Below are 25938 nucleotides of genomic sequence, written 5' to 3' on the forward strand. Positions count from 1 at the left end.
CATCTTTTGCATGGCTCTAACAGGTAGTCCTATGTCTGACCGCAGCGCTCGTCTCCAAGCACTTCAGCAAGCCCTCAAAGAGCGCATTCTGATTCTCGATGGCGGCATGGGCACTATGATCCAAAGCTACCGTCTAGAGGAACACGACTATCGTGGCACACGCTTCGCCGACTGGCCGAGCGACGTCAAGGGCAACAACGACCTTCTGGTGCTCACCCGCCCGGACGTGATCGGCTCCATCGAGAAGGCGTATCTGGATGCGGGTGCCGATATTCTCGAAACCAACACCTTCAACGCCACCCAGGTTTCCCAGGCCGACTACGGCATGCAGGCACTGGCCTACGAACTAAACGTAGAAGGCGCCCGCCTGGCGCGCAAGGTTGCCGACGCCAAGACTCTGGAAACCCCGGACAAACCGCGTTTTGTCGCTGGTGTACTGGGCCCGACCAGCCGCACCTGCTCCCTGTCCCCGGACGTGAACAACCCCGGCTACCGCAACGTGACCTTCGATGAGCTGGTGGAAAACTACACCGAGGCCACCAAGGGCCTGATCGAAGGCGGCGCCGACCTGATCCTGATCGAGACCATTTTCGATACCCTCAACGCCAAGGCCGCGATCTTCGCCGTACAAGGCGTATTCGAAGAGCTGGGTGTCGAGTTGCCGATCATGATTTCCGGCACCATCACCGATGCCTCCGGCCGTACCCTGTCGGGCCAGACCACCGAAGCATTCTGGAACTCGGTGGCCCATGCCAAACCGATTTCCGTGGGCCTGAACTGCGCCCTGGGCGCCAGCGAACTGCGCCCGTACCTCGAAGAATTGTCGAACAAGGCCAGCACCTACGTTTCGGCGCACCCCAACGCCGGCCTGCCCAACGAATTCGGCGAGTACGACGAACTGCCGGCCGAAACCGCCAAGGTCATTGAAGAATTCGCCCAAAGCGGTTTCCTCAACATTGTCGGCGGCTGCTGCGGCACCACGCCGGGGCATATCCAGGCCATCGCCAATGCCGTGGCCGGTTATGCGCCACGCCAGATCCCGGATATTCCAAAGGCCTGCCGCCTCTCCGGGCTGGAACCGTTCACCATCGATCGCAGCTCGTTGTTCGTCAACGTCGGCGAGCGCACCAACATCACTGGCTCCGCACGCTTTGCCCGCCTGATCCGCGAAGACAACTACACCGAAGCCCTGGAAGTGGCCCTGCAGCAGGTTGAAGCCGGTGCGCAGATCATCGACATCAACATGGACGAGGGCATGCTGGACTCGAAGAAGGCGATGGTCACCTTCCTCAACCTGATCGCCGGCGAGCCGGATATCAGCCGCGTCCCGATCATGATCGATTCCTCCAAGTGGGAAGTGATCGAAGCCGGCCTCAAGTGCATCCAGGGCAAGGGCATCGTCAACTCCATCAGCATGAAAGAAGGCGTGGAGCAGTTCATCCACCACGCCAAACTGTGCAAGCGCTACGGCGCCGCCGTGGTGGTGATGGCCTTCGACGAAGCCGGCCAGGCCGACACCGAAGCGCGCAAAAAGGAAATCTGCAAACGCTCCTACGACATTCTGGTCAATGAAGTGGGCTTCCCGCCGGAAGACATCATCTTCGACCCGAACATCTTCGCCGTGGCCACCGGCATTGAAGAGCACAACAACTACGCCGTGGACTTTATCAACGCCTGCGCCTATATCCGTGACGAGCTGCCGTATGCGCTGACGTCCGGTGGCGTGTCCAACGTGTCGTTCTCGTTCCGCGGCAACAACCCGGTGCGTGAAGCCATCCACTCGGTGTTTTTGCTGTACGCGATCCGTAATGGCCTGACCATGGGTATCGTCAACGCCGGCCAGTTGGAGATCTACGACCAGATCCCGGCCGAGCTGCGTGATGCCGTGGAAGACGTGGTGCTCAACCGCACCCCGGATGCCACCGACAACCTGCTGGCCATTGCCGACAAGTACAAGGGCGATGGCAGCGTCAAGGAAGCCGAGACCGAAGAGTGGCGCAGCTGGGACGTCAACAAGCGTCTGGAGCATGCACTGGTCAAGGGCATTACCACCCATATCGTCGAAGACACCGAAGAGTCGCGCCTGTCGTTCAAGCGCCCGATCGAAGTGATCGAAGGCCCGCTGATGTCGGGCATGAACATCGTCGGCGACCTGTTTGGCGCGGGCAAAATGTTCCTGCCCCAGGTGGTCAAATCTGCCCGGGTGATGAAACAGGCCGTGGCCCACCTGATCCCGTTTATCGAACTGGAAAAAGGCGACAAGCCTGAAGCCAAGGGCAAGATCCTGATGGCAACGGTCAAGGGCGACGTGCATGACATCGGCAAGAACATTGTCGGTGTGGTGCTGGGCTGTAACGGCTACGACATCGTTGACCTGGGGGTGATGGTGCCTGCGGAGAAAATCCTGCAGGTGGCCAAGGAGCAGAAGTGCGACATCATCGGCCTGTCCGGCCTGATCACGCCGTCGCTGGATGAAATGGTGCATGTGGCCCGCGAGATGCAGCGTCAGAACTTCCATCTGCCGTTGATGATCGGCGGCGCGACCACCTCCAAGGCGCACACCGCGGTCAAGATCGAACCCAAGTACCAGAACGATGCCGTGATCTACGTCACCGACGCCTCCCGCGCCGTGGGCGTGGCCACCCAGCTGCTGTCCAAGGAGCTGAAACCGGCATTCGTCGAGAAAACCCGCGAAGAGTACGTTGAAGTTCGCGAGCGCACCGCCAACCGCAGCGCCCGCACCGAGCGCCTGAGCTACGCCGCATCTGTCGCCAAGAAGCCGCAGTTCGACTGGGCCAGCTATCAGCCGGTCAAGCCGACCTTTACCGGCGCCAAGGTGCTGGACAATATCGACCTCAAGGTGCTGGCCGAGTACATCGACTGGACACCGTTCTTTATTTCCTGGGACCTGGCCGGCAAGTTCCCGCGCATCCTCACTGATGAAGTGGTGGGCGAAGCGGCTACAGCGCTGTACGCCGATGCCCAGGAAATGCTCAAGAAGCTGATCGACGAAAAGCTGATCAGCGCCCGTGCGGTGTTTGGTTTCTGGCCAGCCAATCAGGTCAACGATGACGACCTGGAGCTGTATGGCGACGATGGCCAACCTTTGGCCAAGTTGCATCACCTGCGCCAGCAGATCATCAAGACCGACGGCAAGCCGAACTTCTCCCTGGCTGACTTCGTTGCGCCAAAGGACAGCGGCGTGACCGACTATGTGGGTGGTTTTATCACCACCGCGGGGATCGGTGCCGAAGAAGTGGCCAAGGCTTACCAGGATGCCGGTGACGACTACAACTCGATCATGGTCAAGGCCCTGGCCGACCGTCTGGCCGAGGCCTGCGCCGAGTGGCTGCACCAGCAGGTGCGGACCCACTACTGGGGCTATGCCAAGGACGAGCAACTGGCCAACGAAGAGCTGATCAAGGAGCAATACAGCGGCATCCGCCCTGCTCCCGGCTACCCGGCGTGCCCGGATCACACCGAGAAGGCCACGCTGTTCAAGCTGCTTGATCCAGAAGCCGAAGAAATGCGCGCAGGCAAAAGCGGCGTGTTCCTCACCGAACACTACGCCATGTTCCCGGCGGCGGCAGTCAGCGGCTGGTACTTTGCCCACCCGCAAGCGCAGTACTTTGCAGTGGGCAAGGTCGACAAGGACCAGATCCACAGTTACACGGCACGCAAGGGCCAGGACCTGAGCGTGACCGAACGCTGGCTGGCACCAAACCTGGGCTACGACAACTGATAGACACCCAGGGGGAGCGGGCTGCCCGCTCCCCCACCGTCAAGCCCCTTCAATACTGCTGATCGCCTGCTCTGTCAGGCGCTCACGCAGTTGCCGTTCCTCGCTTTTCTTCTCTTCGTCCAGATCGTTGATGTCTCTCTGATAGTCATCCCCAAGATCAGCATGGCGTTCTTCCAGGGCTTTGTGCTCCTGGGCAAAACGCTGTTCAAGCTCCACGAACGCCTGGGGGTACTGGCGTTTGAGATAACTCGTCCAGTAATCCTGCTCAAGCAACTGCGCCATAAAAGCCGGGGAGCTTTCTGCTGCCTTGATTTTCAGGTAGGCGCTCTCGATATCCAGCGCGCTGACCTTGGCCGCATGCCTGTAATGCATGTCCTTGGGCTGTGATGGCAAATCCAGGCGCTTGCCCAGGCTGATGCGGTAGGCCAGGCGCACTTCGGCGATATCTGCGCCCCGGCGGTTCAAACAGGCCATTTGCGCAATATCCTCCAACTGCCCCAGACGGAACAGACGCCTGGTCAGGGCCAGCAATGCCGGGCCTTCCTGACCCGCCACTACCGACTTCAAAGCGTTGAATTCGTAGACCTTCACTTCCAGATCGCTGAACAGCAGGATGCGGCCATCACCACAGGTCACATCCGAACGCCCCATGACAAACAGTTCGTCGCATAGCCGGGTATCCGACGCCGCAGCCTGCAGCACATTCAATACCCGCTGGGTCAAGCCGGCCCGGTCCTGGATAAAGTCCTGGGTAAATTGCAACTGGTCAAGCAGGTAGAACAGCCCCCTGCCCTCACTGCGTGCCCACAAGCCATCCCAGATGCCCTGCAAGGGCGAGTCCTGGGCCACGCCCTGCAACCAGCGGGTCTTCTGCTGCGCCACTTGTGCCGGGCTCAAGTCATCAAGGTGGTCCAGGTTCTCATCACCGACAGGGGCAGGGCCCTGCTCATTGTCACTGTCGGAACTGTTGTCGCTGTAAGCCAGCCCGTCGTCAATGTCTTCGGGAGACAAACCCATGTCGTTGCCTGAAAAGTCGATGTAGTCGCGCAAGGTTTCATACCCCGCGGCCGAAAGCGGATTATTGGACAGATCGGTGTGCGCCATAAGCCCGTCGTTGTCACCTTCAAACAATTCCACCGGAATATTCTCGATCTGGTTGCCGCTCAGGTTGAGGGTCGTCAGCGTGGGGGTAGTGAGCGCCCGGGTTGGCCAGCGCACCAGGCGATTGCCTTGCAGGTTCAGGGTTTGCAACTGGTTCATGCCGCTCAGGTCGAAGCTGGCAAGCCGGTTGTAGCTCAGGTCCAGCCACTGCAGATGGGCCAGGGAGCGCAACGGGCCGTAACTGTCCTCGGCCTGCAAATGGTTGCGCGAGGCTTCCAGCCGCGACAGGTTCTGCAAGGAACCCAGCCCCTCTGGCAAGCGGCTCAGCTGGTTGTTGTTCAGGTGCAGGCTGCGCAAGGCCGGGAACTCGCTGATAAAGGCTTGCGTGCCTCGAGCAGTGATGCGCACGCCACTGAGGTTGAGGGTGGTGACATGCTCCTGGGCGACGCTCAGGGCCGGTATGTCGCCCAGGCACAGATCGGAAAAGTCCAGGGTCTGGCCCTCGTCGCCCCTGGCGGCGGTCACCCCCTGGCGCCAGCTCCCCATAAGCCGGTCAGCCGCGCGCCGGCGGTCGACGGCACTGACCCAGCGTCCGCCTTCCCGGTGCCCTGGGGTGTTGATCCAGTCATTGAGGCGCTGGATCAGCACCTGGTGCTGGCGATGCAATTCGCCAAGCCGCGCGTCAATATCCAGTACCGCCATACCCTCTGCCTGCCACCGATCCAGACAGGCCACCGCGTCCTGCAGGCTCAGGTCCGGGTTGACCTGCTGCAGCAAGGCGGTACGACTGGATGAGGGGTTGCCCGGTTCAAACACAGGTGCAGGAACGGGCACCACTTCATCCGGGCTGAATACAGGCCCGTCGGCCAGCAGCAGGTCTGGCTGGTCGTTCACCAGTACGGGGAAATACTCCGGGCTGCCGCCGGTCCTGCCGGCAGCCAGCAGCCCGGTTGCAATATTGCCAACCCTGTCACGCCCTGTGCGCCGAGCATAAGTGAGCAAGTCCGCGCAGCTTTGCGCAGTCAAGCTGCAACCGTTGAGTCGCGTGCCCTGCAGCAACCCGTCATGACCACTGAGCAGGGCATCGGGCACGGTCCTGACGGCGCTGCTGTTCAGGTCCAGCTGGCGCAGGCGTGGCAACTCCAGCACCCCGGCCGGCCAGCTCTTGATACCCGTATGGCTGAGGTCAAGGGACTCCAGTCGGGTCATGGTGCTGACGTCCAGAACCGTGACCCGATTGCCCTGCAGGTTCAGGCGCTCCAGCCGGGTCAACCCGTTCAGGCGGGTTTGCACCGCCGGGGTGATGATCAATTCGTTATGGGCCAGATTCAGGCCGGTCAGCTGGTGCAGTTCACCCAGAGCCTGTGGCAGCGTGTCCAGGCCGTTGCGACTCAGGTTCAACTCGCGCACATGCTCAAACGAAACCAGGAAGCGGTCAAGCAACTCCACCCCAAGGCCCAGTTCGCTCAGATTGAGGCTGTGGACATGAGCAAAGGCCGCCTGGCCCGGCAACACCGGCAGATCACTGATCGGATCACCCGCCAGATCCAGCGTCTGCACGCCGGGTGTGGCTCGCCACGACGGCCCCGCTGCGGATTCTTCCAGCCCCAGCCGTGGCTCTAAGCCGGCACGCCAGCAGCGCAGAAGCCTTTCTCCCGCCTTGCGACGAAACAGCGTATCGGCACTGGTCGGTTCACCCTCGATCCAGGCATTGATGCCATCGGTGAGGGCCTGATGCTCCGCCTGCAAGCCATTGACCCGTTCCAGCAGGCGGGCGACAGCGTTTTCGTCCTGGCCCAGACTGGCCATGAGCGAACGTGCAAACTGGCGGTCCCGGGGCAGGAAGCGGGTCAGGCAGCCGGAGCAGTAAGCGCTGGACCACATGTGCAGGTCCACCCCAGTGGCAGGGTTTTCACGCAGGTACTCACAGGCCTTCATCGCGGTGCGCGCTTCAATCCCGGACCAGTCCAGCAACAGGCCCCGCCAGAGCCTTGGATGGCCGGCAAACAACTCGTCGGGCAAGGTCTTGAGTGAAGTACCAAACAGGTCCAGGGATTCGAGGTGGGCCAGTTCCAGCACCCCGGCCGGCCAGTGTTCCAGCCGGCCACTGACGCGCAGCAGGCGCAGTTGTGGCCAACCACTTGCATCCAGGGTACCCACGGTGCCTTTGAGGGTCAGGGATTCGAGCCGGGCCAAGCCCTCCAGGCGCGCCAGAAATGCTCTGGGAAACCCCTGCCAACTGGCCTCCAGCGACAGTTGCGTAACCGTGGGCAACTGCGTCAATGCATCGGCCACGGCCGGCATCTGCCCCTGTTCGATACTCAGTTCCAGGCTGCGCACAGCGCCAAAGCGCTTGACCAGACCGCCATCGGGCTCGCTCAGCAACAGGTCGGCGCTGAGCTTCAAGGTCCTGACATGGGAAAAATCAGCTTCCAGCACCGGAAAATCACCTGCGGCGCTCAAGTCAAACCCGAGATCAAGATAGGCAAAAGGCTGCTCGCTGCGCTGCAACCCTTGCCGCCAGCATGTGACCAGGCGGTCAGCGGTCAGGCGCCGTACCCGCTGATTCAAAGGCCCGTTAGCCGCCGATGCCCAGTTCTCCAAGGTGGCACGCAGGGCATCCAGCTCCCGCTGGCGGGCGGCGAGAAAATCGAAGATCTGCCGGTCTGTCTGTGCGCTCGCCATGTGCTCGCGCACAAAGACTTCGGCCTGCTCGTCGCTCAGGTTGGGGTAAATATCGCGCACCCTGCTGATCAAGGAAGGGGTGACCTCCGCCCCTGCCCCGCGGCCCGATAAGGCATAGCCTACCTTGCCATTGAGCCGTTGCCAGCCGGGCATTGCGCGTATCGGTCGCATATGCAGTGCGCCCGCCATCTCATTGCGATGGGACGTGGCATAAGCAGCCATTGCTTCGTCCTGCGCAGTGCCCAGCAGGCCGTTTGCATGCAGCCTTGCCTCGATGGCCAAGCGCTCGCTGTCAACACTTGCCAGCTCCGGCACATACAGCCCGGCCAGTGCCCGGTTCAGGCGCGCTTGCTGGGCGTAATACCGCGCCAGATCGTCCAGCTCCCTGGAGCCCTGGCCTGTCAGGCGCAGGCGCGCCAGGTCACTGGCTGCGGCATACCCGAGGACTTCCCGGGCAGCATTCCCGGTCAGCATCGGGAAGCGGCGACGCAGCCGCTCAAGATCCGGCCCGCCGCTGTCAACAGCCGCGCCCCGAGCACCGTTGGCACGCCCGCCCGGCTCCCGTGCGGCCCTGAACTGCGCCAGGGTGTCCTGCAACAATGCCGGCACCGGCAGGCCGTCCATATGCACCCTGCGCAATTCCTCATCCGTTACCCCGCTCACATCGCCAATCTGCACCAGTACCTGGTCATCAAAGAAGCGGGTTTCGTGCCCAAGCCGCCGCAGCAGGGTCAAGCGCTGCCACTGCAAGGGTTGCTCATGGCTATGGCGCCAGGCGCCCGCATGGTTGTGCTTGAGCAGTGGCTGGTAGGCGCTGTTGTCGCCGGGGTGCCTGACCCTCCAGGCATCGAGCTTCGGATCGTAGACCTGTTCGTAGAAGTGCCGGTCTATCCGCACATAGGTTTTGCCCTCCAGCCGATACTGGCCCAAGGCATTGGGCTCAACCTGCGGGTCGAACGACTCGGCGCACCGATAGGGCTCAAGTTCAGGGCGCCACAGGCGGGTTTGCCCATCAGGCAAGACGATCGGTACAAGCCCCTCGCCCCAGCGCGCCGTTGCCTTCGCCAAACGGCCGCCGATAACCTGGCCGGCGGCCCCCGTCACACCGGTGACGGCGATATTCAGGGCAATGGACTCCATATGGGACCAGGCCTGCTGCACATCGCCCACATTCCATGCTTCGATGCCGTGGCAGACATCCATGCCCATCTGCAGTGCCATTACGGCCATCATCACCTCCCCGGCCCCCGGGATAAAAAACGCCGCCACATTCAGGGTATCCAGACCGATGCCCAGGTAGTACTCCAGGCGCTCCTGCAGCAACTTGCTGTCGGCATCGGCCGTGGGCACCGCCAGCACGCGGGCATTGGCCTTGAGTCGGGCCAGGTGCTGGCGGTTGAGGGTCGTGAACAGCTCATGGGCTGGCGTATCCATGCCGACCAGCGCCAACTTGAGATCAACTTCGTCCACATACACCGGCGGCACCTGGCCAGCAGGGTCTGGTCTGGTCTGGTACAAATGCTGATTGAGCCGCGCCATAAAAGCCCCGGCGCTGCCCTGGGGTAGCAGGCTGGCGATCAGTTGCCGACAGCCCGGATCGCGCAGGTTCAGGCCCAGCTCATACTGGAACGCCTCGAATGACGGGTACTCCTTGAGGGGGGTCACAAGAGCCCCCGGGATATAGACCACCACCGGCTCCATGTCCGGCTTTTTCATGACGGGTACGCCATCAAGGCCGGTATGCTCCCACTCCAGTACCGGCCAGCGGGACCGATACGGACCGATGACCAGCACCTCATCCAGGGTCATGCCATAGATCTGGAGACGGTTGAACGCCACGGGCTTGCCATACAGCTGCGGGTCCCGCTGACGTTGCAGCAGGGCCATGACCATTGCATGGGCTGCCTGGCTGACATGGCCCTGGATCAGCGCCGTATGCAGGCGAACTGCAAGTAGCTCGATCTGCGCCCGGATCATCAGGGACCGCACGGCTGGAGGGTCGAACACCTCATTTAAATGCGCCTGGTACTGCTCGCCCAGATCCAGCGCCCTGCAGATTTGTGAGAACACCTGGGGGCTCATGGGCAAGGTTTGCTGATAACTGAAACCGGCCACGGGGTTCAGGTTGTCCAGTTCCTGCTTGACCTTGTCCACCGGCCAGCCTGAGCCGTGGACCAGACTATCGGCGAGCATGGCGGGGTAATCGGGACCGGTTTGCGGCACAAAGCGTTCGACGGGCAATGCCCCCGGCGGTGCCAGCGCACTGACCTGCCCGGCCACCCGCTGATTGAAGTCTTCGTTACCCTCGAAGTTCGACAATGCCGCCTGCAGCAGGGTCTGTTGCTGTACTGGTCGGTTACGGCGCAGATAAAACAGGCGGTCACTGTTGATGTCCATTGCCCGGCCCTGGCCCTGATGGCTCTGCAGGGCCTCCTGCAAGCGCGGCTCGGCAAACTGGGTGATGCCCTGCAGATGCCCGAGCGCCAGAGCCAGCGCCTGATTGGCGGCGCGACTGCGCAGCTGGCTGGCCAACAAGGCCTGGATCTGCCATGACGGGGCGCGGGCGAAACGGTTGTCGGCATCCGCCGGTGCGGTGTAGCCCGGGAAGAGCCCCGGCTTCAGGCGCTTGATATCGTCCGCCACAGTGTGTTTGACCCAGGCGGGCATTTTATTGCTGATAAAGGTGTCGTACGGCCCTGACTCTGCCGGGGAGTGCAAACTGTCCATGGGATGCCTCTGGCTGAAAACCCGTTTGAATGAGTCGCCAGTACAACCAACACGGCATCGCCAAAGGTGGTAAATATTTATGCAGGAGAAAATTGACTAAGCTCAGGGATATCGCCGCTTCACCTCAGACAGTCGAGGCACTTATGGACGATCCTGCCGACAACAAGCCACCTACCCTGTGGCAAGTGCTGCACAGCGTAATGGCCGCCGCCTTTGGTGTCCAAAGCGCCAAAAACCGGGCGCGCGACTTTACCCACGGCAAACCCGCCCATTTCCTGGTGCTGGGATTACTGTTTACAGGGGTATTTGCCCTGACCCTGTACGGGATCGTCACCCTGGTGCTACATCTGGCAGGGCTCTAGCACGGGCTTGTGGTGGGAGCGGGTTTGCTCGCCCCCACAAAGGAGCCTTGAAAACCGGCTGATGTTACCCGCCAGTTACTGGTGGCTGACCCAGAACACGGCTGTCGCCACCACCAGCACAATCAGGAAGAAAATCGCCCAAGCATCGACCTTGCTGTCGCTTTTACGGACTTTCACGGGAGTACTCATCGCATCGCCTCTTTTCGGTTTTATGGGTGATTGCTTGAAGACTTCCACTGAGTTAAGTCCAGCCATGACCTTCCCACAAGTAAGGGATTGAGAATCAACCGCTTATAGTCGTTTTGGTTCTTTGCATATGCTTAAACATCACTTTTGCGCATAACTACAAACTGGTATCGTGCCCCGCTCCTTGGGGAGTGCGCGGCCGTGCGCGCAGATAAGCTGTTAGCAGCCTGAGAACAGGACCTATATGTACGTATATGACGAGTACGATCAGCAGATCATCGAGGACCGCGTCAAGCAGTTCCGGGATCAGACCCGACGCTATCTGGCAGGTGAGCTGAGCGAAGAAGAGTTCCGCCCCCTGCGCCTGCAAAATGGCCTTTATGTTCAACGCTTTGCCCCAATGCTGCGGGTCGCCGTGCCGTATGGCCAACTGACCTCGCGTCAGGCGCGAATGATGGCCAAGATCGCTCGCGATTATGACAAGGGCTATGCCCACATCAGTACCCGCCAGAACGTGCAGTTCAACTGGCCTGCGCTGGAAGACATCCCGGATATCCTGGAAGAGCTGGCCACCGTGCAGATGCACGCCATTCAGACCAGCGGCAACTGCTTGCGCAACGTCACCACCGACCAGTTTGCCGGTGTGGCTGCCGATGAGCTGATCGATTCGCGCCCTTGGTGCGAAATCGTGCGCCAATGGACGACCTTCCACCCGGAATTCGCCTACCTTCCACGCAAATTCAAGATCGCCATCAACGGCTCGACATCCGACCGTGCCGCCATTGAAGTGCATGACATCGGCCTGGAGCCTGTGCTCAACGACGCCGGCGAAGTAGGCTTCCGTGTACTGGTGGGTGGTGGCCTGGGCCGTACCCCGGTGATCGGTGCCTTCATCAATGAATTCCTGCCGTGGCAAGACCTGCTCAGTTACCTCGAAGCCATTCTGCGTGTGTACAACCGCTATGGCCGTCGTGACAACAAGTACAAGGCGCGGATCAAGATTCTGGTCAAGGCCCTCACGCCTGAAGTGTTCGCCGAGCGCGTCGAAGCGGAAATGGTCCACCTGCGCGGGGGTTCCAACACCCTGACCGAAGCCGAAGTGCAGCGTATCGCCAAGCACTTTGTCGACCCTGACTACAAGGCCCTGCCCGACTTCGGCGCCGAACTGGCCGAGCTCGACAAGCAGCACCCGGGCTTTGCCCGCTGGCGCGTGCGCAACACCCTGGCCCACAAAAAGCCGGGCTATGTCGCCGTTACCCTGTCGCTCAAGCCTACAGGCGTTGCGCCGGGCGACGTGACTGACAAGCAGTGGGATGCCATTGCCGATATGGCCGACCGCTACAGCTTTGGCCAGCTGCGCACCTCCCACGAGCAGAACATCATCCTGGCCGATGTTGAAGAAAGCCAACTGTTCACCATGTGGGGCGAGTTGCGTGAAAACGGCTTCGCCACACCGAACATCGGCTTGCTGACTGACATGATCTGCTGCCCGGGCGGTGATTTCTGCTCCCTGGCCAACGCCAAGTCAATTCCCATTGCCGAGTCGATCCAGCGCCGCTTTGAAAACCTGGATTACCTGTTCGACATTGGCGAACTGGACCTGAACATTTCCGGTTGCATGAACGCCTGTGGTCACCACCACGTCGGTCATATCGGGATTCTGGGCGTTGACAAAAAAGGCGCCGAGTTCTACCAGGTGTCCCTGGGTGGCAGCGCCAGCCGTGATGCCAGCCTGGGCAAAATCCTTGGCCCGTCGTTCGCCCAGGACGCCATGCCGGATGTGATTGAAAAGCTGATCGACGTGTATGTTGAAAAACGTACCGAAGACGAGCGTTTTATCGATACCTACCAGCGTATCGGCATCGACCCTTTCAAGGAGCGCGTCTATGCAGCGAATAATTAAGAACAACCAAGTCATCGATGAAACCTGGCACTTGCTGCCCAAGGAAACCACCTTTGACGAAATCTCCAACTGCGACGACCTGATCGTGCCGCTGGCGATGTGGCGCGAGCACGGCCATGCCCTGAAGGCCCGCGATGGCGGCCTGGGCGTATGGCTGGACAGCGATGAAGAAGCTGAAGAACTGGGTGAAGACGTGGCGAATTTTCAGGTCATTGCCCTGAATTTTCCGGCCTTCACCGATGGTCGCAGCTACTCCAATGCCCGCCTGCTGCGTGACCGTTACGGTTACAAAGGCGAGCTGCGCGCCATTGGCGATGTATTGCGCGACCAGTTGTTCTATCTGCATCGCTGCGGTTTCGACGCCTTTGCCATTCGCCCCGACAAGGATCCCTACGAAGCCCTGCAGGGCCTCAAGGACTTTTCGGTGACGTACCAGTCGTCAACCGATGAGCCGATGCCGCTGTTCCGTCGTCGTTGATTCGCCGGCCGGCCCCGAACGCTCGGGGCCGGCCTTCGTACCGGCGGCTCAGGCACCGGGCTCGGAAAATGGATACTTTTCGATTTCGGCCCTGGTCAGCCGGGCGATCAACGCTTCCCTCACTTGCTGGCGACTCTGGCCCACCGCCTGGGTTTGCGCCACATAATCCTGACTGGACATGCCCTCACGGGCGATGTAAATCACCTGCATGCGCTCGTGTAATGGCGCATCGGCAGCACTGAACGCCTCCGGGTATTTCTTCTCCAGAAAGCCAGCCCAAAATCCCTGTTTTTCGATATAGGCCGTCCGGGTCTCCAGCGTGTCCTCGCTCACTACATGCAGCCGGGCAATTTCCAGTTGCTGCGGGGTGACATTGGCCATGCGCTCGAAAATCATGCTCGTGGGCCGAGCGGGCAAGCCCAGCTGCCGCGCCAGGTTGACCTGATAGAACATCTGCACCTCCAGCGGGTCGATGCGCTCAATGCGCGCCTGCAAGTCGGCCGGGCTCAGGCGCTGGGCCAGGCGCATGGCTTGCCGTGTACCCAGCCGGTAGGCCACGCCCTGCTGCTCCAGGGGCGTCATGTCCGCCACCGGCCCGGACGCAAAATCCGCACTGACAGCATCCACCAGGGTTTGCAGCTGCCGCACATATTCGCTCTGCTCGGCGTGAACCTGCGCCACCCTCCCCTCAATGACCGAACGCACATGCTTGTCCAGCAGTTCCAGGCGAAACAGCCCTTGGCCAAGCGTCAGCAGCTTGCTCTCGGTGTTGACCGTGCTCTGGGCGATAAAGATCTGATGGCGCAGCTCCAGATCGGCAAAGATCATCGGGATCCCGTCGGCGCAGGTATTGGGGTTGGCCGAGACCTCGAACAACTCGTCACGCAGTTCACCGTGGGCATGCATCGCATTGAGCATTGCCCACACGCGCCGGCTGAGGCTTTCACGGCCATGCAAGTACTGGGATGAGGCACTGAGGTCCTCAATCACGCGGAAAAAATCCGCCGAGCGCTCGAGGCTGCTCAGGTCGTGCCAGATATCGTTCTGCTGGAAAGTCGGCTGGGATGCCCAATGAAAAATACCGCGCACGGGCATCACGTGCTGGCGCCCGGGCATGATTCCAAAGTCAATGCCCTGGCTGCGCCGGTAGCTCTCCAGGCGCCGCAGGGAGTCTGCGCTCAGCGGGTTGTCATGCAGATGAGTGACACGATTGAGCGCGGCCCTCTGGGCGGTCAGTACCTCCTGGGGGATACGGGTGATGGCGTTGTCGCGCAGGTCCAGGGTTTGCAGGCCAGTGAGCGCCTCGACCCCTTCCGGCCAGGTCTGCAGGCCGGTATAGCGCAGGCGTAAATGCACCAGCCCGGTCATGCGGCGCACCGAGATGCGCCGGCCCAGGGTGTTGCCCACCAGGTTCAGCGACTGCAGCTTGTTCAGGCCCGCCAGGATGCTGGTGGAGCGGTCGTTGAGTTCGATCCGGTTGCCGTGCAGGTCCAGGTCGATCAGTTCATGCATGCCGGAAATCGCCGTGGGCAATTCCAGCAGCTGGCAGTTGACCAGGGACAGCACCCGCACGTTGGGGCAACGCTCCAGAAACCGGTTGGCAAACCGGCCGTTGGGCGAGTTGTGCAGGCGTAACGTGCCAACATGGCCGAAATCGGCGGACAGCTCGGGCAGGCAATCCACCGGCCAGGCATTGAGATCAAGCACATGGCCCGTGTAATCGCCCAGGCTCAGGGTTTCAGTTTGCCGGCGCCAGGTTCGGATCAAGGCCTGGCTCATGGCCCGTTTGACCGGAACGGGCACCGGCACCCGCGGTCCCTCGGCAGGCTGGGTCCACACCGTGGCCTTTTCCCACTGTTCCAGATCGTTACGCAGCGTCTGCAACTCGCCCTTGAGCCTGGCCAGCGCCCGGGTGGTCAGTTCGGGCGTCAGTTTCAGGCGGTACAGAAACTGTCCGGCCTGCGTCTCGTCCATCAGCGGGAACAGCTCGCTGACCAGGTCTTTGAGCAGGTGCGTGCGCTCGGTTTCCAGCATATGCCCCGAACGCCCGCCCAAGGTGTAACCCAGACGGCCATCGGCCAGCCGTAACGGTGACCTGAACCAGGGTTTGACCGGTTGCATGCCCAGGGCCACGGCACTGTTTTCGCGGTAGCTTGCCGCCCGGGCGGCGATGCGCGCGCGCAACGCCGCCAGCGGTTCTGCGAGCGGCAACCCCAGGCTTTGGCGCTGTGCCGGTGTCAGTGACTGGAGCACGCACTCCAGCAGGTCGGGGCTGCGATAAACATCTTGCGAGGCCGTGCCATGAAACTCGTAGCCGTCAGCACTTTTAAACAATTCGTGGCTGTAGAGGGCCGAGTCACTGCCCACGCTATCGAGCACCGTGCCGCTGGCCTTGTCCCGGATCACCAGGCGCAGGCTGGCGGGCCAGCCGGGCACCTCGGGCAAGGTCTTCCAGGCCAGCCTGAGGCTGTCGGCATTGCTCAGTGCGTCGAAACCAAGCCCCTCCAGGGCGCGATTGAGGCGCAGGGCCCGGGTATAGCTGCGCGCCTCCTCCAGCACATGCAGGGGCAGGCGTCCGGCGCTGTCATCCACCCCCAGTCGGGCGGCCGACAGGTGGTGCAGCAGCTCCTGCAGCACCACCCCCGGCAGGCCGGGAAACTGGTTTTTCAGTGCCTGGGCCTGCTCAGGCACTGCATCCTGTGCGTCATACAAGCGTGCAAGCAATTCGCCCCTGGTGGCCGCGGCCTGCTCGCCCAATTGACGGGCAAGGGCCTGCAGCTGCTGTTGCAGGCCTTCGATGGCCTGCCCCAGCAACGCTTCAACCTGGGCCGTGGACAGACATTCCAGGGTCACCTTCAACAGATCACCATTGCGGATCTGGCTTTCCACGATTTGCAGCCGTGGGTGTGCGGGCGCCAGGTCCGGGCCGTACTCGCGCAGCGTTGTACCTTGAATGTCGACGACGCGCAGGACACGGTCTGGCGGCCAGCCGGGCAACCGGGTTATCAGGTCCAGTTGCATCTCGGCATTGTCTGCCCAGCGGTTGCCCCCCTGCTGCATCTGCACAATAAAGCTTTCAATCATTTCATTGAGGCGGATGCGCGTGAGGCTGTCGCTCAGCATTGCCGGCAGGGGCAGATGCTCCAGGTACAGCTTGCGCAGCATGCCCTCATCGGTATTGCTCACGGCCAGAGCTTGCCTGGCACCGGCATCGCCAATCCCACGGGCCTCAGGCCCCAGGCGACGCAGCAGTTGACTGCTCGACCAGTGCATGGGGTCTTCCAGCTCATGCACCCAGGCGCCGCTGCCGTTGTGCTCGATGCGCGGAGTGTAGGCCTGGGGGTCATGGGGATGCTGAATATGCCCCTTGAGGGTCTGCGGGTCGACCTTGACCCCGTACACTTTGTCTTCAAGCCTGATAAATTGCCGCTCACCCACGCTGTACAGCCCCTGGGCATCAGGTAAAAGCCCTGCGAGGGAATTTTTGGGCATGGCGTAAGGGGTCAGGTCCGGGCGCCACAGGCGCCTTTGCCCGGTCACCAGACGCACCGGCACCAGGGCATCGACCAGCGGCGCCGGCCGCAGCGTTGCCGGGCCCGCCGTCAGCGCGATGTTTTGCGCAACATCAAACAGATACTCCAGGGCAGCAACGCGATCCCCCTGCTGCCAGGCACTGATGCCTTCATACACATCAACCCCCAGCTGGATCACGCTGGTAACCAGGAGCACCTCGCCCAGCACCGGCACAAACCCCAGGGCTATGGTCAGCAAGCTCAGCCCCAGATTGAGGAAGCAGGCCTGGCGTTCCAGACGGGTTTTGGAGTCTTCATCCTCTGTGGGCACCACCAGGCCCCGGGCATCGTCCTTGATCTGCGCCAGTTGCAGGCGCCAGGCCACGACAAATGGATCCTCCCGCTGCAGCAGGTGCTGGCTTTCGGACATCAGTGCAGGTTCATTGATGATGGGCGGGCGGCGCAGCAGCAGCGAGTCCCAGGTCATGTTCTTTACATCGGCACGCCGCATAAACTCGGCGCGATGGCGCAGGGGCACACGCTGAAAAAAATAGTGGGCAAAATTGCGGCCCTTTAGCCATTGCCACAGTGTCGCCTTCAACAATTGGAACGACTCGAACTCGTGAAATGCCCGGTTCGGGCTGTCAGGCAGATACAGTACGCATGGCTGCACCTGTCGCGCCGGTTTGCCTTCGGGCCAGAAGATCATGACCCCGGGCACTTCGAACGCCATGATCTGCAAGGTGCTGTGGACCACAGGCAGACGCGACGAGATTGCTCCCGGCGCAGCCAACAGGTTGATCAGAAAGGCGTAATTGGCCGGGCTGATCTCCATCTTCATCATGGCCATGTGCAGGGCCGAGGTAAATTCGTAGCGCTTGTTCTGGCTGAATGCAACATTGACCTTGTAGGCTCTGGAGTTGCTGTCTTCAGGAGCCAGGTTGTCATCAATCGGCTCAAACACGCGGCTCAGGTGCCACTGGTATTGCGTACCCAGATCCAGGTCACGGCAGATCGCGGCAAAGGCCCAGGGCTTGAACGTGGCATGCTGCACATCTGCCTCGCCACTCACTTGATACAGGCAACTGCCCGGATCAAAACCGTCTTCGGCGGTTTCTGCACGCTCGAAATTTTGCAGGGCCGCTTGCAGCAAGCTGTGCCGGGTGATGCCGGACACCAGATCCAGCTCCAGTGACTCGGGGGTCAGCAGTTCAGGCCAGGCCAGCTGGATCACCGTATCGACCAGCTTGACCTGCTGACGCGCAAAAAACAGCACCAGATTGCTCAACAGGCGCACCTGTTTGATGCCATAGCTACGCGGATCTACCTCACCCCAGCCGCGGGCAGTGAGGGCCGCCCTGAGCAAGGGTTCGGCAAACTCTTCGATGGGCTGGACCTGGGCCAGGATAGCGGACGTGGCACGCCGGGTGGCCTGCCATTGCCTGAAGCTGCTGCGCAATGCCTCGCGCAGCGCCGGGGGCGCCTGGACGAACCAGGGCGGCATCAACTCGGGCAGGTAAGCGACATGGCGGTTTTCGGCCGGTGTTTTGGCCAGGCGAGCGGCCTGTTCAATGACCGTTTGTTCGGCCGTGGATATAACGCTGGCAAAAGTGTCTGTCATCACTAAACTCCGGCATCCAATACAATGCTTGAAGTTTATAGACAGCCCGCAAAACGAGTCGGTTAATTACTTGATCAACAATCGGCCAACGCATTTAAAAACACGGTTAAAACAATAACTATCTACCGCACTTTAAAAGTAACGCCACAGTGTAAAACAGCGACACTGTTGCAATCGTGTAATTGCAAAAGTGTCGCCGCCCTTTACCAGAAGCGCTGCTGGGTCAGGCGCGCCCACAACGAGTCGACCACTTTTTCCGCCGAGGTGCTCGCCGCGAGGCCCACACGCTCCTGCAGGCTTTTGCGCTGGGCATAGTGCAGGTGGTAGAGATGGGCATCCCTGGCGCGTGCCGACAAGTATTCATCGCTGGTTTTAAGTTCGTCGACCAGGCGCTTGTCGATGGCGGCAACTCCCAGCCAGACTTCACCGGTTGCCACTTCGTCGATGGTCAGTTGCGGGCGATATTTGGAGACAAAGTTCTTGAACAGTTGATGGGTGATATCCAGATCCTGCTGAAACTTCTCACGCCCTTTTTCGGTATTTTCGCCAAATACCGTGAGGGTGCGTTTATATTCGCCAGCGGTCAGCACTTCGTAGTCGATATCGTGCTTTTTCAGCAAGCGGTTAACGTTGGGCAATTGCGCAACAACGCCGATGGACCCAAGGATGGCAAAGGGGGCGCTGATAATCTTCTCGCCGATGCAGGCCATCATGTAGCCGCCACTGGCGGCGACTTTATCGATGCAGACGGTCAACGGGATGCCCGCCTCACGGATGCGCGCCAGTTGCGAAGACGCCAGGCCATAACTGTGGACCATGCCGCCGCCGCTTTCCAGGCGCAGCACCACTTCATCGGTGGGTTTGGCCAGGGTCAGCAAGGCGGTGATTTCGTGGCGCAGGCTCTCGGTGGCCGACGCCTTGATGTCGCCGCTGAAATCCAGCACGAAAACGTTAGGCTTGTCTTCGGGCTGTTTTTTCAGCTTTTTGTCGGTCTTGGCGGTCTGCTTGCGCAGCGTCTTGAGCTGGTCCTTGGACAGCAGCGATTGCTCCAGGCGCTCACGCAGGCCCTTGTAGAAGTCATTGAGCTTAATGACCTGCAATTGCCCGGTGGTGCGTCGCCCTTTGCCGCGCAGGGCGGCGAGGGTCACCAGTACCACCACAATGGCGATCACCAGGGTCACGGTTTTGGCCAGAAAACTGGCGTACTCGGCAAGAAATTCCACAGCCTCTCCTTGAAAACGTCTGCAGCCCCCGGATCAGGGCTGCGCAATGGCAACCAGCATACCGGCGCCAACCTGGCCCTGCCAGCCGTGAAACACCTTGAGCGCAGGCGCCACCAGCAATTCAAACAAGCGTATGTTTTTTCATTGACAGCCACTTGCCATCCTCCTAACCTCGCCTGACTTTCACCGCAGCGGAATGACGCGCACGTGGGCAGCATTTATCTGATCAGACATGGCCAAGCCTCCTTCGGTGCCGACGACTACGACAGGCTGTCGCCGCTGGGCGTGCGCCAGGCCGAAATTGCCGGCCAGCACTTGGCCCATCTGGGCCTGCGCCTGGACCGTTGCCTGGCGGGCGACCTGTCGCGCCAGCAAGACACCGCGCGCCATGCCCTGGCGCAACTGGGCGCCGCCGGGCTGCCTGCCCCTACCGTTGAAACAGACGCTGCCTTCAACGAATTCGATGCTTTCGCCATACTCGACGCCCTGCTTCCCGGCCTGCTGCCAGACGAGCCCGAGGCCCTGACGGCGATGAACAATGCCGCCCATAACCCGGCAGAATTCCAGCGCATCTTTGAACTGATTATCGAACGCTGGATCAGCGGCACTTACGACGCGCCCGGGCTGGAAACCTGGCCGGGTTTTGTCGAACGGGTACAGGGCGGGCTCAATCGTCTGCTCGACCTTGCCAAGGGCCAGCAGAACATTGCCGTGTTTACCTCTGCTGGCACCATTACGGCGCTGATCCACCTGCTGACCCAAATTCCCGCCACCGATGCCTTCAAGCTGGCGTGGCAAATCGTCAACACCTCGCTCAGCCAGCTCAAGTTTCATGGCCGCGAGGTCACCCTGGCTTCCTTCAACAGTCATGTGCATTTGCAACTGTTGAAGACGCCGGCACTCATCACCTATCGTTGAGCACCGGCAACCGTGGCCTTCGGGCCGCCGTACTCCACCCTATATAAGGATCGAACCATGACTTCTGTAGCTGATGCCGTTCAAGCAATGAAAGCCAAATTCAACCCAGCCGCTGCTGCAGGCCTGGACCTGGTATTTGGTTTCCGCATCGATGACGACAAGCACTTCTCCCTGATCGTCAAAGACAGCACCTGTGAACTCAAGGAAGGTGAGAACCCGGACGCCCAGGTAACTCTGGTGATGGACGGCGAGACCCTGGAAGGCATCGTCAGCGGCGAAACCGACGGCATGCAGGCCTTCATGGGCGGCAAGCTGCGCGCTGAAGGCGACATGATGCTGGCCATGAAGCTGAGCGAACTGTTCCCGGCTTAAGCCACACGCAACACCCAAAAACCGAAGCCCACGACGCTTCGGTTTTTTTTGCTCTGTGCTTCACTCAAACAGGCTTATCAAGGAGGCTGATTGCCCATTAACACCCCTGCCTATTAAGACCCTGCCTGCCTTGTGGCACCCCGGGTTGCCCATTAGATTAGCGAATGTTGTCAGGCCACAAATATAAGCAGAAGAGATAAACATGGCGCTTACCGACTCATCCACCCGCATCCGCCCTGGCGAAGAACTCGACGCCGGTCGCATTGACCCTTACCTCAAGGCGCACGTCGCCGGGCTGGTGGGAACACCTGCGATCAGCCAGTTCCCCGGCGGCGCCTCAAACCTGACCTACCTGATCGAATACCCCGGCAAGGAACTGGTACTGCGCCGACCGCCCTTTGGCCAAAAGGCCAAATCAGCCCATGACATGGGCCGCGAGTTCCGCATCCTCAACCAGCTCAGCGAGGCCTTCCCCTACTGCCCCAAGGCCTACGCGCATTGCACTGACGAAAGCCTGATCGGCTCCGAGTTCTATGTGATGGAGCGGGTCAAGGGCATCATTCTGCGCTCTGACCTGCCAGCGGAACTGGCACTGGGCAGTGAGCAGACCCGCGCCCTGTGCAAGGGCTTTATCGACAAGCTGGTGGAGCTGCATCGCGTCGACTACAACGCCTGTGGCCTGGGTGAGCTGGGCAAACCGCAAGGCTATGTGCAGCGCCAGATCAGCGGCTGGAGCGAACGCTACGACAAGGCCCTGACCCCGGACGCGCCACGCTGGCACGCGGTCAAGGACTGGCTGCAGGCCAATATGCCGGCCGACCACCCCACCCCGGCCATCGTTCATAACGACTACCGCTTTGACAACGTGATCCTTGACCCCGCCGACCCGATGCAGATCATCGGTGTACTGGACTGGGAACTGACCACCCTGGGCGACCCGTTGATGGATCTGGGCAATACCCTGGCCTACTGGATCGAAGCCGACGACCCGGCACCCGTGCAATTGATGCGACGCCAGCCGAGCAACGCCCCCGGCATGTTGACCCGCCGCGAATTCGTCGATTACTACGCTGAGCGCTCAGGGATTCAGATAGACAACTACGATTTCTACTACACCTACGGCCTGTTTCGACTGGCGGGTATCGTTCAACAAATCTACTACCGCTACTACCACGGTCAGACCGCAGACAAGCGTTTTGCCCAATTCGTGCACATGAACGCCCTGCTTGAGCAGATGAGCCTCACCGTCATTCGCCGCTCCAGCCTCTAAGCCGAGAACCCAAGGAACCTCCATGTCCAGGACCCAACTGTTCGACCTTGATGGCAAAATCGCCTTTGTTTCCGGTGCCAGTCGCGGCATCGGTGAAGCCATCGCCAAATTGCTGGCCCAGCAAGGGGCCCATGTGATTGTCTCGAGCCGTAAGCTCGAGGGCTGCCAGCCAGTAGCCGATGCGATCATCGCCGAAGGTGGCAAGGCCACGGCCATTGCCTGCCATATCGGTGAAATGGAGCAGATCACCCAGGCCTTTGCGCGCATCCGCGCCGACTTTGGCCGCATCGACATCCTGGTCAACAACGCGGCGACCAACCCGCAGTTTTGCAACGTGCTGGACACTGACCTCAGCGCCTTCCAGAAAACCGTGGACGTGAATATCCGCGGCTATTTCTTTATGTCGGTCGAAGCGGGCAAGCTGATGCGCGAGCACGGGGGGGGCAGCATCATCAACGTGGCCTCGATCAACGGCATATCGCCCGGGGTTTTCCAGGGCGTGTATTCCATGACCAAGGCCGCAGTGATCAACATGACCAAGGTGTTTGCCAAGGAATGCGCAGGCTTCGGCATTCGCTGCAACGCCCTGCTGCCGGGGCTGACCGACACCAAATTTGCCTCGGCGCTGGTCAGTAACGACGCCATTCTGAAAACTGCATTGCAACAGATCCCGCTCAAACGCGTAGCAGCCCCCAGCGAAATGGCCGGGGCCGTGCTGTACCTGGCCAGTGATGCATCCAGCTACACCACCGGTGTTTCGCTGAATGTGGATGGCGGCTTTCTGTCCTGAGCCAGTCACTCCCGGAGCAGGGGTGTTTTTCAGCCTCTGGCCGTTCTCCAGCGTGCAAACAGGCTGCTGTAGCCACTTCTGGCAGTTTGCAGCAGCAGCCCGCGCACCTCGGTAAGAGCTGACACCACGCCCTTGGCCGCCCCTACCCAGGCCCGCGCCCGGGCACTCTGCCGGGCAATGGGCACGCCCGTGGCAAAGGCCGCAATGGCCTCGATACCTACCCCCGCCCAGTAACTCCAGGTCTGGTTGAACATCCGGCTAAGCCCGCCCTGGGCGGTGTCCATCAGAGCGGGCAGTTGCAGTGTCTGGGCATGCCGCTCCAGGTGCGCAGTGGGATGGCCCGCGCGAATCCACGTCCCCGCTGCCGCATCGTAAGCCTCAATCGCCGGGGCCAGGTTGGACACCAGCGGTCCCGGCACATAGTGGCCATAGACCGCACCGGGGATGGTGGCCAGGCTATAGGCGCCCGCAGCCATCAACGTTCGCGGGATTCGCGCTGGGACCGGGGTCTGGCCCCAGGCCACGCTGTCCCCCATGCCTCTGAGCGCCTGCTGGACGATTTCCCGGCTAAAGGCCCGGACATGGCCGGCCAGGCGCAGACGGGCCACCGGGTCCCAGGCTTGACTGCTTCCCGTACCCTCGATGGCACCACGCATTTCGAAACCCCGATCCGCCGCCGAGGCGGCAAAAAAGCCGATAAAGGGGCTCCAGCGGGTGAGGTGGCCAAATACCCCGGTGGTCATGTGCATCATGGTCAGTGCGTCCAGGACCGCCACCACGCTTCTCAGGGCGCTGTTGGCCGCACCCGACGGCTGGCGCCCCTCGAACAGGGCAATATCGACCCCGGCGCCTATGGCATTGCTTATATATGTGGCCAGGGCATCGCGGATTGCCGCCGCACTGGAGGCCTGCACGCGCGACCGCACCAGGTTCGACACCCCCGTGGCGACACCTTTCACCGTAGCAAGCAGGCTGCCCTGCGCGACCACTTCGCTGCTCTGCAAGCCCTGCTCGTCCCGCCTGCTGATCGGGTTACCCCGCGCCATCGCGTACAGGTTCAGGCCATCGACCGCGTCCCCCGGATCGGCGCTGATCCAGCGCCCCAGCCAGGGTGCGTAATAGCGGTAGCCGTAGTAATAAAGGCCGCTGGCATCGCGCTCCTTGCCCGAATAACGCACATGTTTGTAACTGGCCTCGATGGCCGATCTGGCTGCCCACCAGGCCGTGGCGCCATAGGGGTAGCAAATTTCCTGGCTGAGCAGGCGCGCTGCCCCATCCAGCTCCAGGGTGCTGCTGCCCAGGTGGTCTACCAGGCTCAAGCGCAACTGGTGGTTCTCGATGTCCGCGGGGCGGCCCTGCTCCCAGTGCAGGATCCGCGCACTGCTGAGTTCGCCGGCAATGGTCAGCACATCCAGCCACTGGCCCGTGGCGCTGTTGCGACGGATTTCTAGCCCGGGCAAGTAGTACACGGCTTCGTTCCGGGGCAGGCGATGGCCGTGCCTTTGTCGGACTTTAAGCACCCGCGCCCCGCCACCGTCATAAACGTAGATTTCCTCATCGTTGGCCCCTTCTGCCCGCGCTACCAGTGTCACCCGCTGCAACTGGTTGCGCAGGTTCCAGGCCAGGGTCTGGCCGGGCTCCAGTCTCTGCTGGTTGCCATTGCCATCAAAACCACTGCCCGGCACCGGGTTGGCGGCCAACCCCGGCGTTTGCTCAAGGCCGTGATTGCTGTGCTGCGCCAGCCTCATCTGACGGGTATAGCCCGAGCCGTGGCTGGGGATGTGTTGCAACCGGGCCAAATTGCCTCCGGCATCGTAGGTATAGACCTGGCGGTAATTGCGCAAGCGCTGGGCGCTGCCCCCGGATAACAGTGCAACACCGGGCAGTTGCGGGCCGTAGGCAGGGTCCGAATTTTCCCGGCCGGTAGCTTCGATCAGTTGGTAGAGGGTGTCGTAGGCATAGTTGCTCACCGCTTGCACACGGCTGTTGTCAGCCCACTGCAAGGGTTGCGCGGCATCCGCCAACTTCAGCACATTGCCGACCCGGTCGTAGGTATAGGTCAGGTCTTGCAGCGGTTCACCCGGTTTGCCGGTGCGCCAGGTCTGGCGACGCTGCAGGCGATCATCCAGCGGGTTGTAGGTCAGAACACTGACCACGCCGTTGCCCGCCCGCTCGACTTCAATCTGGCCATTGGCGGTGTAGGTTCTTTGTTCTATCACCCGCTGTTCGGCGCCGCTGCCGGTGCGCACCAGCAGCGAGGTCAGCAGGCCATCCACCCCTTGCTGGAGCACTTGCCGATTGCCCCGGGCATCGGTCTGTTCGATCAACTGGCCCATGGCATCATGGCGCCATTGTGTGCGCCAGCTGCCGGGTTCCAGATACGGCTCACGCCCTGCGCTGTGCACCGGCCAATCGGGGAGCAGGGATACGTCGCGGACAAAGCGCCGCGACTGGCTCGTCACCTGCCCCAGCAGGTCATAGCCCTCAAACCAGAGCGAGCCTGCCGGGTCATCATGGCGGAGCAGCCGCCCGCAGCAGTTGAGCAAGCGGTGTTCTGCGCGGTTGTCGGCATAGCTCAGGCGTTCGACACAACGACCGGTCGTGGCGTCGGCGCCCTGTTCGAACACGGCGCTCAGGCGCAGCAGGCCGTCGTATTCACAGGTGTGCCGTGTGCCCCGGGCATCCCAGCTGTAGCGCAGTTGTGCCCCTGCGCCAGTCAGGGTGATACGTACACCCCGGTCGACATGGGCGCTGTACAGCAGGCGCCCCGACAGTGAGTGGCGGTTGCGTTGATTGGCCACCGTGGCCGGATCCTGGTTGCGCAAGGCCAGCAGGCGCGCATCCCACTGTTCACCCACATGCCCCGTGGGGCCGAACACCTGTCGGCAAATGCGTGCTTCGGCCAACTGTGCCGCACTGCGCCGGTGGTAGGCCACCTCGCGCACGGGCAGCCCGCGAGGGTCACAGGCGCTAAGCGTCGGGGTGTGGCGATGCAAGGCTTGAGGCATGGGGCAAGTTCCTGAACTGCACAATAATTAAAAAGTGTAG

12 protein-coding genes are annotated in these 25938 nt (G+C 61.3%); 8 read left to right on the forward strand and 4 right to left on the reverse strand.

Features of this window, described 5'->3' with window-relative positions; genetic code table 11:
- Positions 1–31 precede the first annotated feature (31 nt).
- A complete protein-coding gene (gene metH, locus AB3G35_RS16000; RefSeq protein WP_369781754.1) occupies positions 32–3742 on the forward strand; it encodes a methionine synthase in 3711 nt (1236 codons plus the stop codon).
- 39 nt (positions 3743–3781) lie between these two features.
- Here metH and AB3G35_RS16005 read toward each other — a convergent pair whose 3' ends face one another.
- Positions 3782–10255, reverse strand: a complete 6474-nt coding sequence (locus AB3G35_RS16005; RefSeq protein WP_369781755.1) for an NEL-type E3 ubiquitin ligase domain-containing protein — start codon at positions 10253–10255, stop codon at positions 3782–3784.
- Positions 10256–10398: 143 nt separating this feature from the next.
- Between AB3G35_RS16005 and AB3G35_RS16010 the strand changes: the two genes are divergently transcribed.
- The 3 genes from AB3G35_RS16010 to AB3G35_RS16020 all read left to right on the forward strand — a co-directional run bounded on the left by AB3G35_RS16010 (position 10399) and on the right by AB3G35_RS16020 (position 13184).
- Positions 10399–10617: a DUF2970 domain-containing protein gene (locus AB3G35_RS16010; protein WP_086797331.1), complete on the forward strand. Its 219-nt coding sequence runs from the start codon at positions 10399–10401 to the stop codon at positions 10615–10617.
- A gap of 430 nt (positions 10618–11047) precedes the next feature.
- Positions 11048–12706: a nitrite/sulfite reductase gene (locus AB3G35_RS16015; protein WP_016781107.1), complete on the forward strand. Its 1659-nt coding sequence runs from the start codon at positions 11048–11050 to the stop codon at positions 12704–12706.
- Positions 12690–13184, forward strand: a complete 495-nt coding sequence (locus AB3G35_RS16020) for a DUF934 domain-containing protein (RefSeq protein ID WP_016781108.1) — start codon at positions 12690–12692, stop codon at positions 13182–13184. Before AB3G35_RS16015 ends, AB3G35_RS16020 begins: the two co-directional genes overlap by 17 nt.
- 48 nt (positions 13185–13232) lie before the next feature.
- Here the strand turns inward: AB3G35_RS16020 and AB3G35_RS16025 are convergent, their stop codons facing one another.
- Both AB3G35_RS16025 and sohB read right to left on the reverse strand, forming a co-directional pair.
- On the reverse strand, positions 13233–18317 hold the full coding sequence (locus tag AB3G35_RS16025; protein WP_369781756.1) for an NEL-type E3 ubiquitin ligase domain-containing protein: 5085 nt from the start codon (positions 18315–18317) through the stop codon (positions 13233–13235).
- A gap of 203 nt (positions 18318–18520) precedes the next feature.
- On the reverse strand, positions 18521–19540 hold the full coding sequence (sohB, locus tag AB3G35_RS16030) for a protease SohB (RefSeq protein WP_016781110.1): 1020 nt from the start codon (positions 19538–19540) through the stop codon (positions 18521–18523).
- Between the two features lie 207 nt (positions 19541–19747).
- On the opposite strand from sohB, the gene AB3G35_RS16035 reads away from it, so the two are divergent.
- The 4 genes from AB3G35_RS16035 (at position 19748) to AB3G35_RS16050 (ending at position 22890) form a co-directional block, all read left to right on the forward strand.
- Entirely contained in the window at positions 19748–20458 is a 711-nt protein-coding gene (locus AB3G35_RS16035) for a histidine phosphatase family protein (RefSeq protein WP_016781112.1), read from the forward strand.
- A gap of 57 nt (positions 20459–20515) precedes the next feature.
- Positions 20516–20830 (forward strand): SCP2 sterol-binding domain-containing protein, encoded by a 315-nt coding sequence (locus tag AB3G35_RS16040; protein ID WP_016781113.1) that lies wholly within the window; start codon positions 20516–20518, stop codon positions 20828–20830.
- Positions 20831–21032: 202 nt separating this feature from the next.
- Positions 21033–22100, forward strand: coding sequence for a phosphotransferase family protein (locus AB3G35_RS16045; protein ID WP_016781114.1), 1068 nt, complete (start codon positions 21033–21035; stop codon positions 22098–22100).
- A gap of 22 nt (positions 22101–22122) precedes the next feature.
- The gene (locus tag AB3G35_RS16050) at positions 22123–22890 is read left to right on the forward strand and encodes an SDR family oxidoreductase (RefSeq protein WP_134048652.1); all 768 of its coding nucleotides are present in this window, start codon (positions 22123–22125) and stop codon (positions 22888–22890) included.
- Positions 22891–22919: 29 nt separating this feature from the next.
- Here the strand turns inward: AB3G35_RS16050 and AB3G35_RS16055 are convergent, their stop codons facing one another.
- Positions 22920–25898, reverse strand: coding sequence for an RHS repeat domain-containing protein (locus tag AB3G35_RS16055; RefSeq protein WP_369781757.1), 2979 nt, complete (start codon positions 25896–25898; stop codon positions 22920–22922).
- Positions 25899–25938: the final 40 nt, after the last annotated feature.

The sequence above is a fragment of the Pseudomonas sp. WC2401 genome (assembly GCF_041200115.1).
Classification (GTDB): Bacteria; Pseudomonadota; Gammaproteobacteria; order Pseudomonadales; family Pseudomonadaceae; genus Aquipseudomonas; species Aquipseudomonas fragi.

Bases quoted from the DNA above. Each gene is read 5' to 3' on its own strand.
- AB3G35_RS16005 (WP_369781755.1), bottom strand. From the start codon at position 10,255: ATGGACAGTTTGCACTCCCCGGCAGAGTCAGGGCCGTACGACACCTTT.
- AB3G35_RS16025 (WP_369781756.1), bottom strand. From the start codon at position 18,317: ATGACAGACACTTTTGCCAGCGTTATATCCACGGCCGAACAAACGGTC.
- AB3G35_RS16045 (WP_016781114.1), top strand. From the start codon at position 21,033: ATGGCGCTTACCGACTCATCCACCCGCATCCGCCCTGGCGAAGAACTC.
- AB3G35_RS16020 (WP_016781108.1), top strand. From the start codon at position 12,690: ATGCAGCGAATAATTAAGAACAACCAAGTCATCGATGAAACCTGGCAC.
- AB3G35_RS16040 (WP_016781113.1), top strand. From the start codon at position 20,516: ATGACTTCTGTAGCTGATGCCGTTCAAGCAATGAAAGCCAAATTCAAC.
- AB3G35_RS16010 (WP_086797331.1), top strand. From the start codon at position 10,399: ATGGACGATCCTGCCGACAACAAGCCACCTACCCTGTGGCAAGTGCTG.
- AB3G35_RS16055 (WP_369781757.1), bottom strand. From the start codon at position 25,898: ATGCCTCAAGCCTTGCATCGCCACACCCCGACGCTTAGCGCCTGTGAC.
- metH (WP_369781754.1), top strand. From the start codon at position 32: ATGTCTGACCGCAGCGCTCGTCTCCAAGCACTTCAGCAAGCCCTCAAA.
- AB3G35_RS16015 (WP_016781107.1), top strand. From the start codon at position 11,048: ATGTACGTATATGACGAGTACGATCAGCAGATCATCGAGGACCGCGTC.
- AB3G35_RS16050 (WP_134048652.1), top strand. From the start codon at position 22,123: ATGTCCAGGACCCAACTGTTCGACCTTGATGGCAAAATCGCCTTTGTT.